This is a genomic window from Pseudomonas frederiksbergensis, from assembly GCF_017114915.1.
Classification (GTDB): Bacteria; Pseudomonadota; Gammaproteobacteria; order Pseudomonadales; family Pseudomonadaceae; genus Aquipseudomonas; species Aquipseudomonas frederiksbergensis_I.
In genome coordinates this window covers 1-13,704 of record NZ_JAAUOE010000004.1, presented here as the reverse complement: position 1 = coordinate 13,704, position 13,704 = coordinate 1, and the positions used below count along the sequence as shown (strand labels likewise).

At 60.0% G+C, this 13,704-nt stretch carries 12 protein-coding genes, 1 tRNA gene and 1 rRNA gene; 7 read left to right on the top strand and 7 right to left on the bottom strand.

Annotated features, from left to right (window positions below; genetic code table 11):
• Window positions 1-47: 47 nt before the first annotated feature.
• The 6 genes from HCU66_RS04310 to queA all read right to left on the bottom strand — a co-directional run bounded on the left by HCU66_RS04310 (window position 48) and on the right by queA (window position 6,132).
• Entirely contained in the window at window positions 48-596 is a 549-nt protein-coding gene (locus HCU66_RS04310) for a glycine zipper 2TM domain-containing protein (protein WP_018926705.1), read from the bottom strand.
• Window positions 597-717: 121 nt separating this feature from the next.
• Window positions 718-1,632, bottom strand: a complete 915-nt coding sequence (gene secF, locus HCU66_RS04305) for a protein translocase subunit SecF (RefSeq protein ID WP_205887317.1) — start codon at window positions 1,630-1,632, stop codon at window positions 718-720.
• Between the two features lie 9 nt (window positions 1,633-1,641).
• Entirely contained in the window at window positions 1,642-3,510 is a 1,869-nt protein-coding gene (secD, locus tag HCU66_RS04300; RefSeq protein ID WP_205887316.1) for a protein translocase subunit SecD, read from the bottom strand.
• A gap of 63 nt (window positions 3,511-3,573) precedes the next feature.
• Window positions 3,574-3,909, bottom strand: a complete 336-nt coding sequence (gene yajC, locus HCU66_RS04295) for a preprotein translocase subunit YajC (RefSeq protein ID WP_039592131.1) — start codon at window positions 3,907-3,909, stop codon at window positions 3,574-3,576.
• Between the two features lie 43 nt (window positions 3,910-3,952).
• On the bottom strand, window positions 3,953-5,068 hold the full coding sequence (tgt, locus tag HCU66_RS04290) for a tRNA guanosine(34) transglycosylase Tgt (protein WP_162130325.1): 1,116 nt from the start codon (window positions 5,066-5,068) through the stop codon (window positions 3,953-3,955).
• 14 nt (window positions 5,069-5,082) lie between these two features.
• Complete coding sequence (gene queA, locus HCU66_RS04285; RefSeq protein WP_205887315.1) at window positions 5,083-6,132, bottom strand: tRNA preQ1(34) S-adenosylmethionine ribosyltransferase-isomerase QueA; 1,050 nt, start codon at window positions 6,130-6,132, stop codon at window positions 5,083-5,085.
• A 107-nt stretch (window positions 6,133-6,239) separates the two neighbouring features.
• On the opposite strand from queA, the gene HCU66_RS04280 reads away from it, so the two are divergent.
• From HCU66_RS04280 to HCU66_RS04250, 7 genes are all read left to right on the top strand, one after another.
• A tRNA-Leu gene (locus HCU66_RS04280) sits at window positions 6,240-6,324 on the top strand.
• Window positions 6,325-6,542: 218 nt separating this feature from the next.
• Window positions 6,543-6,872 carry a hypothetical protein gene (locus HCU66_RS04275; RefSeq protein ID WP_205887314.1) on the top strand — a complete coding sequence of 110 codons (330 nt, stop codon included), beginning with the start codon at window positions 6,543-6,545 and terminating at the stop codon, window positions 6,870-6,872.
• A 183-nt stretch (window positions 6,873-7,055) separates the two neighbouring features.
• The gene (locus HCU66_RS04270; protein ID WP_205887313.1) at window positions 7,056-7,775 is read left to right on the top strand and encodes an Abi-alpha family protein; all 720 of its coding nucleotides are present in this window, start codon (window positions 7,056-7,058) and stop codon (window positions 7,773-7,775) included.
• A 524-nt stretch (window positions 7,776-8,299) separates the two neighbouring features.
• Window positions 8,300-8,776, top strand: a complete 477-nt coding sequence (locus tag HCU66_RS04265; RefSeq protein WP_205887312.1) for a formate dehydrogenase subunit gamma — start codon at window positions 8,300-8,302, stop codon at window positions 8,774-8,776.
• Entirely contained in the window at window positions 8,773-10,335 is a 1,563-nt protein-coding gene (locus tag HCU66_RS04260; protein WP_205887311.1) for a formate dehydrogenase beta subunit, read from the top strand. Before HCU66_RS04265 ends, HCU66_RS04260 begins: the two co-directional genes overlap by 4 nt.
• Entirely contained in the window at window positions 10,332-13,220 is a 2,889-nt protein-coding gene (gene fdhF / locus HCU66_RS04255; protein ID WP_205887310.1) for a formate dehydrogenase subunit alpha, read from the top strand. Before HCU66_RS04260 ends, fdhF begins: the two co-directional genes overlap by 4 nt.
• A complete protein-coding gene (locus HCU66_RS04250) occupies window positions 13,217-13,438 on the top strand; it encodes a formate dehydrogenase subunit delta (protein WP_150802351.1) in 222 nt (73 codons plus the stop codon). The genes fdhF and HCU66_RS04250 overlap by 4 nt, the downstream gene beginning before the upstream one ends.
• A gap of 143 nt (window positions 13,439-13,581) precedes the next feature.
• Here the strand turns inward: HCU66_RS04250 and rrf are convergent.
• Window positions 13,582-13,697, bottom strand: a 5S ribosomal RNA gene (gene rrf / locus HCU66_RS04245).
• Window positions 13,698-13,704: the final 7 nt, after the last annotated feature.

Below are 13,704 nucleotides of genomic sequence, written 5' to 3'. Positions count from 1 at the left end.
AGCATCCCTTTGCGGGATGCTTCTTTTTGAGTGAGACACTCAGCGCATTACCGGGCCGGTTCGTTCTGCCCCAGGATCAGCTTGCCGTCCTTGTCGACCGGAATCTGATTGCCCGGATCGCGATCCATCCGCACTTTGCCTTCCTTGCCGTCCAGCGAATAACGAACGTCGTAGCCTACGACCTTGTCGCTGATGTCATTGACCGTGTTACAGCGAGTCTGAGTCGTGGTGTAGGTGTCACGCTCCTGCATGCCTTCCTGCACCTTGTTGCCCGCATAACCGCCGCCGACCGCACCGGCCACTGTGGCGATTTTCTTGCCTGTACCGCCGCCGATCTGGTTACCCAACAGGCCGCCAGCCAGCGCGCCGACCACCGTACCGGCGATCTGGTGTTGATCTTTCACCGGCGCTTGCCGGGTCACCGTAACGTCCTTGCACACTTCACGTGGAGTCTTGATTTGTGTCTTGACCGGTTCAACGGCCAGCACTTGTGCATACTCAGGGCCGCTTTTAACCAGTTTGTAGGTGGCAACAGCACCACCGGCAGTGACACCGACAGCACCCAATACCGCACCAACCAGCAACGACTTGTTCACATGAACCTCCTGGCCATCACAGGCGGGACAAACCCGCGCTTCTCCCAGCGTTGGAGCATAAAAAAAGGCGCGAGTTCAACACTCGCGCCTTCTCGGCCTACAGCTGGAAAAGCGATAACCGTTATGGACGGTCGTCGACTTCCGTCTCGGCTGCTGCAGCAGGAATCAGGTCCTCGCTGCTCAGGTTCAGCCAGATCAGCACCACGTTCGCGATGTAGATCGACGAGTAAGTACCCGCCAGAACACCGATGAACAGGGCAATGGAGAAGCCGAACAGGTTGTCGCCCCCGAAGAACAACAGGGCCGCGATCGCCAGCAAGGTGGAGATCGACGTCGCCATGGTCCGCAGCAGGGTTTGCGTGGTCGAGATGTTGATGTTCTCGATCAGGCTGGCCTTGCGCAGTACCCGGAAGTTCTCACGAACCCGGTCGAATACCACGATGGTGTCGTTGAGCGAGTAACCGATGATCGCCAGCACCGCCGCCAGCACCGTCAGGTCGAAGGTGATCTGGAAGAACGACAGGATGCCGATGGTCACGATCACGTCGTGGATCAAGGACACAATCGCGCCGACCGCAAACTTCCACTGAAAGCGGAAAGCCAGGTAGATCAGGATGCCGCCCAGCGCCATCAGCATGCCGAGGCCGCCCTGGTCACGCAGCTCTTCACCAACCTGCGGGCCGACGAACTCGACACGCTTGACCTGAGCCGGATTGTCGCCGCCGACTTTCTGCAGCGCGTCAGCCACCTGGTGACCCAGTTGTGGGTCTTCGCCAGGCATGCGCACCAGAAGATCGGTGGTCGCACCGAAATTCTGCACGATGGCTTCGTGATAACCGGCTGTAACCAGTTGCTCACGCACTTTGGTGACATCGGCCGGACGCTCGTAGGTCAGCTCGATGAGCGTACCGCCGGTGAAGTCCAGCCCCCAGTTCATGCCCTTGGTAGCGACACTGAACAGAGCCAGAACCGTAAGGAACAATGTGACGCCGAACGCAACGTTGCGAACGCCCATGAAGTTGATTGTACGTAACATGGCAGCCCCTTAAATCCACAACTTCTTGAAGTCACGACCGCCGAAGATCAGGTTGACCATCGCGCGGGTCACCATGATGGCCGTGAACATCGAGGTAAAGATCCCGAGGGACATGGTCACTGCGAAGCCCTTGACCGGGCCGGTGCCCATGGCAAAGAGAATCCCGCCGACCAACAAGGTTGTCAGGTTGGCGTCGAGAATCGCGGTGAATGCCCGGCCGAAGCCTTCGTTGATTGCCCGCTGCACAGTCATGCCAGCCGCAATCTCTTCACGTATCCGCGAGAAGATCAGGACGTTGGCGTCGACCGCCATACCCATGGTCAATACGATACCGGCGATACCCGGCAGGGTCAGCGTTGCACCCAGCAGCGACATCAAGGCCAGCAGCATCACCATGTTCACCGCCAGCGCGACGGTGGCGATGAGACCGAAGAAGCGGTAGATGGCCATGATGAACAGCGAGACAAACAGCATGCCCCACAGCGATGCATCGATACCTTTGGTGATGTTGTCGGCACCCAGGCTTGGGCCGATGGTGCGCTCTTCAGCGAAGTACATCGGGGCCGCCAGACCACCGGCACGCAGCAGCAGCGCCAGTTCGGACGATTCGCCCTGGCCGTTCAAGCCAGTGATGCGGAACTGGGCGCCCAGCGGCGACTGGATGGTCGCCAGGCTGATGATCTTCTTCTCTTCTTTAAACGTCTGAACCGGTACGTCTTTCTCGACGCCGTTGACTACTTGTCTGGTGTAAGTGGTGACAGGACGTTGCTCGATGAAGATCACCGCCATGCTGCGACCGACGTTGTTGCGAGTCGCACGACTCATCAGCTCGCCACCGTGACCATCCAGACGGATGTTCACTTCTGGCGTGCCCTGCTCGCCGAAGCCAGCCTTGGCGTCAGTGACCTGGTCGCCGGTAATGATCAGGCCACGCTCGATTTGTGCTGGAGGACGGTTGCCCTCACGGAACTCGAAGGTTTCGGAAGTGGCTTTCGAAGCGCCAGGCTCAGCGGCCAGACGGAACTCCAGGTTGGCCGTCTTGCCGAGGATACGCTTGGCTTCTGCGGTGTCTTGCACGCCCGGCAGCTCAACCACGATGCGGTTGGCGCCCTGGCGCTGAACGATAGGTTCGGCAACACCCAGCTCGTTGACGCGGTTACGTACCGTGGTCAAGTTCTGCTTGATGGAGTATTCACGGATTTCCGCCAGCTTGGCCGGGGTCATCGCCAGACGCAGCACCGGTTGGCCATTGAGGTCGGCCGGAACAATGTCGAAATCGTTGAAGTTCTTGCGGATCAGCGCACGGGCCTGCTCGCGGGAGTCTTCATCAGAGAAGCCCAGCTGAATGGCACCGCCCAGTTGCGGCAGGCTGCGATAGCGCAGTTTCTCTTTACGCAACAGGCTCTTGACGTCGCCTTCGTAGACTTTCAGGCGTGCGTCGAGGGCTTTGTCCATGTCCACTTCCAGCAGGAAGTGCACACCACCGGACAAGTCCAGGCCCAGCTTCATTGGGTGCGCGCCCAGACTGCGCAGCCATTGTGGGGTGGTTTGCGCCAGGTTCAGTGCAACGACGTAGTCATCACCCAATGCCTTGCGCACGACGTCTTTGGCTGGCAGCTGATCTTCGGCCTTGGACAGACGGATCAGACCGCCCTTGCCGCTCGCAGCCAGGGTGGCCGCCTTGACGTTGATCCCGGAGTCCTTGAGCGCGGTGCTCACACGGTCCAGATCAGCCTGAGTAACCTGCAATGCAGTGCTTGCACCGCTGACCTGAATGGCCGGGTCATCAGGGTATAGATTGGGAGCGGAATAAATCAGACCGACCGCCAGCACCGCCAGGATCAGAATGTATTTCCACAGAGGGTATTTGTTCAGCATCACGCCGCCCGCTTATGACGCGGGGCGCCTTGCGCGCCCCGTCGATTGAGTAGAAGTTGAAACTTAGATCGCTTTGAGCGTGCCTTTTGGCAGCGTGGCGGCGATGGCGCCTTTCTGGAACTTCATTTCAACGGTGTCGGACACTTCCAGAACCACGAAGTCGTCGGACACTTTGGTGATCTTGCCGGCGATACCACCGGTGGTCACCACTTCGTCACCCTTTTGCAGGCTGCTCAGCAGGTTTTTCTGCTCTTTGGCGCGCTTGGCCTGTGGACGCCAGATCATCAGGTAGAAGATGACCAGGAAGCCGACCAGGAAAATCCACTCAAAGCCGCCGCCCATCGGGGCTGCAGCAGGGGCAGCAGCGTCAGCCATGGCATTAGAGATAAAAAAGCTCATTTAGCACTCCAGTTGCAAATGTTGAATCTTGGGGTCAGAAAACTCAGTCCAAAGGCGGAACGGGTAACCCGCGTTTGGCGTAGAAGGCATCGACAAAGGCGGCCAATGTACCCTGTTGAATAGCCTCGCGCAAACCAGCCATAAGCACCTGGTAATGGCGCAAATTGTGGATGGTATTCAACATGCTACCCAGCATTTCGCCGCACTTGTCCAGGTGATGCAGATAAGCACGGGAGAAGTTCTGGCAGGTGTAGCAATCGCAGGTCGGATCCAGCGGCGAATCATCATGGCGATGGAACGCGTTACGGATCTTCAGCACGCCTGTATCAATGAACAGATGCCCGTTGCGGGCATTACGGGTTGGCATCACGCAATCGAACATGTCCACACCGCGGCGCACACCCTCGACCAGATCTTCCGGTTTGCCAACGCCCATAAGGTAACGAGGTTTGTCAGCCGGCATCTGACCTGGCAGGTAATCGAGCACCTTGATCATCTCGTGCTTGGGCTCGCCCACCGACAGACCGCCAATGGCCAGGCCGTCGAAGCCGATCTTGTCGAGGCCTTCCAGGGAACGCATGCGCAAATCCTGGTGCATGCCGCCCTGCACGATGCCGAACAGCGCCGCCGTGTTGTCGCCATGGGCATTTTTCGAACGCTGGGCCCAACGCAGCGACAACTCCATCGATACCCGAGCGACGTCTTCGTCGGCCGGGTACGGGGTGCATTCGTCGAAGATCATCACGATGTCCGAGCCCAGGTCACGCTGGACCTGCATCGACTCTTCCGGGCCCATGAACACTTTGGCGCCGTCGACCGGAGAGGCGAAGGTCACGCCCTCCTCCTTGATCTTGCGCATGGCGCCCAGGCTGAACACCTGGAAACCGCCGGAGTCGGTCAGAATCGGGCCTTTCCACTGCATGAAATCGTGCAGGTCGCCGTGTTCTTTGATCACCTGGGTGCCAGGACGCAGCCACAAGTGGAAGGTGTTGCCCAGAATGATTTCCGCGCCGGTGGCGACAATATCTCTCGGCAGCATGCCCTTGACCGTGCCGTACGTGCCCACCGGCATGAAGGCCGGGGTCTCGACGGTGCCGCGTGGGAAGGTCAAACGCCCGCGACGCGCCTTGCCATCAGTGGCAAGCAGCTCAAAAGACATACGACAGGTGCGACTCATACTGTTTCCTCTGGGCCGCGTGGTGCGGGATTACGGGTGATGAACATCGCATCACCGTAGCTGAAAAAGCGGTATCCATTGTCGACCGCAGCCTTATAGGCGGCCATGGTCTCGGGATAACCGGCGAACGCCGAAACCAGCATCAACAGCGTGGATTCGGGCAAGTGGAAGTTGGTGACCAGGGCATCGACCACATGAAACGGCCGGCCCGGGTAGATAAAGATGTCGGTGTCGCCACTGAACGGCTTGAGCACGCCATCGCGCGCGGCGCTTTCCAGCGAACGCACGCTGGTGGTCCCCACGGCCACCACACGACCGCCGCGAGCACGGCAGGCTTCGACGGCATCGACCACGTCCTGGCCGACTTCCAACCATTCGCTGTGCATGTGGTGATCTTCGATCTTCTCCACGCGCACCGGCTGGAACGTGCCAGCACCCACGTGCAAGGTCACGAATGCGGTCTCGATGCCCTTGGCGGCAATCGCTTCCATCAATACCTGATCGAAATGCAGCCCCGCCGTCGGCGCCGCCACCGCGCCCAGGCGCTCGGCGTACACCGTCTGATAACGCTCGCGGTCCGAGCCTTCATCCGGGCGGTCTATATAAGGAGGCAACGGCATGTGCCCGACGCGGTCGAGCAGCGGCAACACCTCTTCGGCAAACTTAAGCTCAAACAACGCATCGTGACGCGCCAGCATCTCGGCCTCGCCACCGCCGTCGATCAAAATCTTCGAACCGGGCTTGGGCGACTTGCTGGAACGCACATGCGCCAGTACGCGATGACTGTCGAGCACCCGCTCCACCAGAATTTCCAGCTTGCCGCCGGAAGCTTTCTGGCCAAACAGCCGCGCCGGAATCACCCGGGTATTGTTGAACACCATCAAATCGCCTGGGCGTAAATGCTCAAGCAAATCAGTGAATTGACGGTGTGCCAGGGCGCCGCTGACCCCATCTAGGGTCAACAGGCGACTACCGCGACGCTCGGCCAAAGGATGGCGAGCAATCAGCGAATCAGGGAGCTCGAAGGTAAAGTCAGCAACGCGCATGATGGGGTTCGTCTAGCAGGGCCGGGAAGTCTAGCGGAAATATCAAAAATTCTCCATGTACCTGATTGACCAGCGGTATTCACCTCTCTATACTTCGCCGCCATTGAGCCCTGATGGCGGAATTGGTAGACGCGGCGGATTCAAAATCCGTTTTCGAAAGGAGTGGGAGTTCGAGTCTCCCTCGGGGCACCAAAATTAAGAAAGGTCTTGCTTTGCAAGGCCTTTTTTTTCGCCTGTAGAAAAGTGGTGCGCAGGCATACCCGCCCTACTGATCGTTCCCACGCTCTGCGTGGTAATGCATCCCGTGACGCTCCGCGTCACAACTAGCGGCACCACCTCGCTCTTTCTTCCACCCCAAAAATCTGCGAAAAAATGATTCTGTCCTCATTTTTTCCCCAAGGATTCCCCCCATGGAATTACCACTGGAAACAGTTGCCCTCTTCTCTCTCAAGCTCGCTTACGAAACGGAAGATCAAAGCCCGATCCTGCGCGACGACCTGATGATGGGCGACTACCAGAGAGACGTATTCGGCTTGCTGGTACGCAGAGGTGATGCCGAGACCATTAAGGTCAAAGTGGCTGAATGCGTGGGGCTGGCACTTGAGGCGATAGGTGGGGTTGGTACGCCACTGGGGCGAGAGCTGGATAGATTGTCGGGAGATTTCAGCGCAGCGCAGACGCTGGAGCAGCTTGATAGTCCGCTGATTGCGCTCAAGGATTACTTGAAAGACATTCAGTGAGTGATCGGATTGGGGTAAGTTTAATGGCCCTTTGCACCGACTGATACTGGGCGGGGCTTTGGCTGAAATGAAAATGGACCCGTCCACTTTTCAGATAGATACGGAACGTGACGCAACACAACCGGCGGAAAGCGATACCCATGTTGTGTCGCCTACTTTATAGATGCAACACGAGGAATAACGATGTCCGGAGACAAACTGCCACATGAGATCAAAGCACACGCAATTGACTATGTCGCATCGGGTGCGAAGGCAGTTCTTGGCGTCGTGCCCTTTGCTGGTTCGCTTCTGGCGGAAGTCGCCGGTTCAATCATTCCGAACCAGAGAGTTGATCGCATAGCAGACTTCGCATTCAAGCTACAAGCAAGGATCGAGCAGTTGGAAGAGGCGCAGGTGCGCTCGGAGCTTGATGACGAGGAGTTTACCGATCTGCTTGAGGAATCTTTGCGACAAGCTTCACGCGCCACCAGTGAGGCGCGTCGTCGGTATCTGGCGTCCCTAGTGGCAAGTAGTCTTAGCTTGGACGCCGTAGAACATGCTGAATCGAAGTACCTGATGCGTGTCCTCGGCGAACTCAGTGACGTTGAGGTTCTCTGGCTTCGCTTCTTCCACGAGCCCACCATCGAGGGCGACAAGGAGTTCCGCGAACTTCACGCCGGAGTGTTTAGGCATAAAGTGGCGACCATCGGCTCAAGCCGAGAAGAACTCGATGACCATGCGCTTCAGGAGAGCTACAAGGACCACCTCGTCCGACTTGGGCTTGTTAGCGAACATATCAGAAAGAAACGTGATGGAACGCCGGAATATGACACGTTCACTGGAAAACCCGCTGTGAGCCACCGTCAAGCAAGCCCGCTCGGGCGGCTGCTCCTTCGAAGTATCGGGATGATTGCCGACGAATGAGTTGCGCATCTAGCGAAAAATGAAAAATGGGGACAGTTTTATTTTCGGAATCGCTTTCGCAGGGATTGTTAGCCCCGAGGTTTTCGGGGCTTTTCGTTACTCAGATCAAGCGAACGCTGAGAAATCAGTTTCGGAATCTTCACCGTCGAAGCCCTCCCGGTGAACTCAACCGTCACCTCCCCTAACGGCAATCCGTTGTTACATCAATCCTCAAGCGAAACGGCATAACACCCCTTCAGGGATGACGCCTCGGGCCCCGCTCTTCTAGACTTAATGGATAGTCGCAGAAAGAACCAAACACGTCGCTTTGGTGCGGATGAATCAAAGGCAGCGTGGCAAGCTGCGTTATATGCCCTGAAGAGGCGCGGCAAAGATCGCGCCCGGCACAACAAGATGCCCACTCAGGGTGCCCTGGCCAACGGCCTGACAATGCCACGATACCGTGACGTGGTGTGAACGCCGCAGCCGACACTTTCGGACGACCGACAACCATCTGGTTTGTCCGTGACCGTGAGGAATGCTGTATGCCTGATGAGATGTTGCACCTGCCTATGGTCAACAGCCTGCTGGAGCGCCACAAGGGTTTGCCCGGCGCATTGTTGCCGATCCTTCATGAGATTCAGGAGGGCATCGGTTACATCCCCGATGCCGCCATCCCCGAGATTGCCCACGCCCTCAACCTGAGTCAGGCCGAGGTTCGCGGGGTGATCAGTTTCTACCATGACTTCCGCACCGCGCCTCCGGCCCGGCATATCCTGCGTCTGTGCCGGGCCGAGTCCTGCCAGAGCCGCGGTGCCGAGCAGCTCGCGGCGCAGTTGCGCGAACGTCTGCAACTGGACGACCACGGCAGCAGTGCCGACGGCAATATCAGTCTGCGCCCGGTGTATTGCCTCGGCGCCTGTGCCTGCTCGCCCGCCCTGGAGCTGGACGGTCAGGTGCATGCGCGGCTCACTGCCGAACGCCTGGATGCCCTGCTCAACGCTTGCCAGGAGGACGCATGATGCCGACGCTTTATCTGCCCTGTGATTCTCTTGCCCGTGCCGTGGGCGCCGATGAGGTGGCCGTGGCCCTGACCACTCAGGCCCGGGAGCGCGGTCTGTCGTTGGACTTGCAACGCACCAGCTCGCGCGGCCTGTACTGGCTGGAACCGCTACTGGAAATGGACAGCCCGCAAGGTCGTATCGGCTTCGGCCCGCTGACCGCTGCCGATGTGCCGTCCGTGCTCGATGCGCTGCAAGGCGAGCCGTCCGCCCATCCGTTGGCCTTGGGGCTGGTGGAGGAGTTGCCTTATCTGAAGAGCCAACAACGCCTGCTGTTCGCCCGCGCCGGCATTACCCGGCCGCTGTCCCTGGAGGATTACCGGGCTCATGGCGGTTTCGAGGGCTTGACCCAGGCCATCGCCCTGGGCGGCGAGCAGACCGCGACAGCGGTGTTCGATTCGGGCCTGCGTGGCCGTGGCGGCGCGGCTTTCCCGGCCGGGATCAAATGGCGCACGGTGCGCGGCACTCAGGCTGCGCAGAAATACATTGTGTGTAACGCCGACGAAGGCGACTCCGGCACCTTCGCCGACCGTATGCTGATGGAAGGCGACCCCTTCCTGCTGATCGAAGGCATGGCCATTGCCGGCATCACCGTCGGTGCCAGTTACGGCTACATCTATGTGCGTTCGGAATATCCACAGGCCGTTGCCACCCTGCGCGAGGCGCTGGACATCGCCCGGGCCGCCGGTTACCTCGGTGCCAATGTCGGTGGCAGCGGACTGGCCTTCGATATGGAAGTGCGGGTCGGTGCCGGCGCTTATATCTGCGGTGAGGAAACCGCACTGCTGGACTCCCTCGAAGGCAAGCGCGGGATCGTCCGTGCCAAGCCGCCGATTCCCGCGTTGCAGGGCCTGTTCGGCCTGCCGACTCTGGTGCACAACGTGCTGACGCTGGCCTCGGTGCCGATGATTCTGGCCAAGGGCGCGCCGTTCTATCGCGATTACGGCATGGGCCGTTCCCTGGGCACCATGCCCTTCCAGCTGGCGGGCAATATTCGTCACGGCGGTTTGGTGGAACGGGCCTTTGGCCTGACCCTGCGGGAACTGGTGGAAGACTACGGCGGCGGTACCGCCAGTAGTCGGCCGCTGAAGGCCGCGCAGGTGGGCGGCCCTCTCGGCGCCTGGGTGCCGCCGTCGCAATTCGACACGCCGCTGGATTACGAAGCCTTCGCCGCTATCGGCGCGATGCTCGGTCACGGTGGCGTGGTGGTGGCTGACGACAGCCTGGACATGGCCCACATGGCGCGCTTCGCCATGCAGTTCTGCGCCGAGGAATCCTGTGGCAAATGCACGCCATGCCGCATCGGTTCGACCCGGGGCGTGGAGGTGATCGATCGCCTGCTGGCCGCGCCTGACCAGAGCGGTCGCGATGAGCAGGCCATCATCCTCAAGGACCTGTGCGACACAATGCAATACGGTTCGCTGTGCGCGTTGGGCGGCATGACCTCCTATCCAGTCGTCAGCGCCCTCAAGCACTTCCCCGCCGACTTCGGTCTGCAAGCCTCGGAGGCCGACCAATGATCACCCTCTTCGACCCGAAAACCGACATCGATCTTGGTACACCGGCCCGCGACAGCCAGGTGCAGGTCACCCTGAACATCGACGGCCAAAGCATCAGCGTGCCCGAAGGCACCTCGGTGATGCGCGCAGCCGCGCTGCTGGGCACCACGATTCCCAAACTGTGCGCCACTGACAGCCTGGAAGCCTTCGGCTCCTGCCGCATGTGCCTGGTGGAAATCGACGGCATGCGCGGCTACCCCGCGTCCTGCACCACGCCGGTCAGCGAAGGCATGACCGTGCACACCCAGACGCCGAAGCTCGCGACCTTGCGCCGCAACGTCATGGAGCTGTACATCTCCGATCACCCGCTGGACTGCCTGACCTGCTCGGCCAACGGCAACTGCGAGCTGCAAACCGTCGCCGGCCAGGTTGGCCTGCGGGAAGTGCGTTACGGCTATGAGGGCGAGAACCATCTGGACGACGTGAAAGACACGTCCAACCCGTACTTCGACTACGACCCGAGCAAGTGCATCGTCTGCAACCGCTGCGTGCGTGCCTGCGAAGAAACACAAGGCACGTTTGCCCTGACCATTACCGGGCGCGGTTTTGAATCCCGGGTCGCAGCCGCCGGTGGCGAGAACTTCCTCGACTCGGAATGCGTGTCCTGCGGAGCCTGTGTGCAAGCCTGCCCGACCGCGACGCTGATGGAAAAAAGTGTGGTCGAACTGGGGCAGCCCGAACACAGTGTGATCACCACCTGTGCCTATTGCGGCGTGGGCTGTTCGTTCCGCGCCGAGATGAAAGGCGACCAAGTGGTGCGCATGGTTCCGGACAAGAACGGCCAGGCCAACCACGGCCACTCCTGCGTCAAAGGGCGCTTTGCCTGGGGTTACGCGACCCACCCGGATCGCATCACCAAGCCGATGATCCGCAAATCGATTCACGACCCTTGGCAGGAAGTCAGCTGGGATGAAGCGGTGACCTACGCCGCCAGCGAATTCCGCCGATTGCAGCAAAAGTACGGCCGCGACTCGATTGGTGGCATCACCTCCAGCCGCTGCACCAACGAAGAAACCTACCTGGTGCAAAAACTGGTGCGTGCCGCGTTCGGCAACAACAACGTTGATACTTGTGCGCGGGTCTGCCACTCACCGACCGGCTATGGCCTGAAACAAACCCTGGGCGAGTCCGCCGGCACACAGAGTTTCGACTCGGTGATGCAGGCTGACGTGATCCTGGTGATGGGTGCCAACCCCAGCGACGCTCACCCGGTGTTCGCCTCCCAGCTCAAGCGCCGCCTGCGTGAAGGCGCGCGACTGATCGTCATCGACCCACGTCGCATTGATCTGGTGGACACGGTACATGCCCGCGCCGAACTGCACCTGGCCCTGCGTCCGGGCACCAACGTCGCCATGCTCAATGCCTTGGCCCACGTGATCATCACTGAAGGCCTGCAAAACCAGGCCTTTATCGACGCCCGTTGCGAGGGCGGCGATTTCGCCCGCTGGAGCGAGTTCGTCAGCCGCGCGGAAAACTCGCCGGAAGCGATTGGCCCGATCTGCGGTGTAGCAGCTGCCGACATCCGTGCCGCCGCTCGCCTGTACGCCACCGGTGGCAATGCGGCGATCTACTACGGCCTGGGCGTCACCGAACACAGCCAGGGCAGCACTTCGGTCATGGGCATCGCCAACCTGGCCATGGCCACCGGCAACATCGGCCGCGAAGGCGTGGGCGTGAACCCGCTGCGTGGACAGAACAACGTTCAGGGCTCCTGCGACATGGGCTCCTTCCCCCATGAACTGCCCGGTTACCGTCACGTCTCCAACGAGGTGGTACGGACGCAGTTCGAACGGGCCTGGAACGTCACCCTGCAACCCGACCCGGGCCTGCGCATTCCCAACATGTTCGAGTCTGCACTGGCCGGCAGCTTCAAGGGCCTGTACTGCCAGGGCGAAGACATCGCCCAGAGCGATCCCAATACCCAGCACGTCACTGCGGCCCTGTCGGCCATGGAATGCATCGTGGTGCAGGACATTTTCCTCAACGAAACCGCCAAGTTCGCCCACGTGTTCCTGCCGGGCGCCTCGTTCCTGGAAAAAGACGGCACTTTCACCAACGCCGAACGGCGCATCTCCCGGGTACGCAAGGTCATGGAGCCTCTGGGCGGCAAGGCCGACTGGGAAGGCACCGTGGCTCTGGCCAATGCCTTGGGCTATCCGATGAACTACAAGCATCCATCGGAAATCATGGATGAAATCGCCAGCCTGACGCCGACGTTCACCAACGTCAGCTACGCCTCACTGGAACGCCACGGCAGCCTGCAATGGCCATGCAACGCCGAGGCACCGGACGGCACGCCGACCATGCACATCGAGGAATTCGTGCGCGGCAAGGGGCGCTTCATGCTCACCGGCTACGTGCCCACCGAGGAAAAGGTCAACAGTCGCTATCCGCTGCTGCTGACCACCGGGCGCATCCTCAGCCAGTACAACGTTGGCGCCCAAACCCGACGCACCGACAACGTCGCCTGGCACGACGAAGACCGCCTGGAAATCCACCCGACCGACGCCGAGAGCCGTGGCATCAACGAAGGAGACTGGGTCGGCATCGGCAGCCGCGCCGGACAGACCGTATTGCGTGCGCGAGTCTCCGAGCGAGTAGCCCCAGGCGTGGTGTACACAACCTTCCACTTCCCAGAATCTGGGGCCAACGTCATCACCACCGACAACTCCGACTGGGCCACCAACTGTCCGGAGTACAAGGTCACTGCCGTGGAGGTCAGCCGCGTTTACCACCCTTCCGAATGGCAAAAACGCTACCAGGCATTCAGCGACGAACAACAACGCCTGCTTGATGAACGTCGCCATAAACGCAGCTCCGAGACAAAAGCCGAGGTACGTCGATGAGTACTGCCAACCTGATCAAGATGGCTAACCAGATCGCCCAATACTTCGCCAGCGAACCGGATCAGCAACAGGCCGTGCTCGGTGTGCGCAATCATCTGCAGATGTACTGGACGCCCGGCATGCGCAAGGAGTTGCTGGCCTGGCAGACGGCGCATCAGGGGGCAGACTTGCACCCACTGGCGCAGGCGGCGGTCAGTGGAGCGGGCTGGGAGGCTTAGGTTCACACGGTCCTCTGGAGTTCCCCCCTGACCTGTTGAGACGGGCCAGGGGGAACTCCAGAGTTTTTAAAGGTCCTAGGAACTTTCCTGCGGGCAAAACAAAACCCCTACCTGCATAAGCAGATAGGGGTTTCGGAATTTAATCTTGACGATGACCTACTCTCACATGGGGAAACCCCACACTACCATCGGCGATGCATCGTTTCACTGCTGAGTTCGGGATGGGATCAGGTGGTTCCAATGCTCTATGGTCGTCAAGAAATTCT